This window comes from Chryseobacterium sp. SIMBA_038 (assembly GCF_046535115.1).
Classification (GTDB): domain Bacteria; phylum Bacteroidota; class Bacteroidia; order Flavobacteriales; family Weeksellaceae; genus Chryseobacterium.
In genome coordinates this window covers 1-235 of sequence record NZ_JAWRXH010000449.1, presented here as the reverse complement: position 1 = coordinate 235, position 235 = coordinate 1, and the positions used below count along the sequence as shown (strand labels likewise).

Annotated in this window: 1 pseudogene; it reads right to left on the bottom strand. The window is 39.6% G+C overall.

The window, feature by feature from the left end:
* Positions 1 to 235, bottom strand: a pseudogene (locus tag SB689_RS24220) (gliding motility protein GldM); the annotation flags it as partial.

Sequence of the window (235 nt, the reverse complement as noted above, 5' to 3'; positions counted from 1 at the left end):
CAATACATTCTGACCTCTCATCTGACCTTGAGGTGGTGGAACATTCTTAATTCTATATTCAAATACCTGAGATACAGATTTACCGTGTGGATCTACTCCAGATAATGTCAATTTCACTGTAGTCCCTGTTGAAGGCTTCACAATCCATTTACCAGGACCTGTATTTCTTACAGTAGCTCCCGGAGCTGATAATGAAAGTTTAGAATTGTCTGCACCTAAGATAGATCCTGAAACA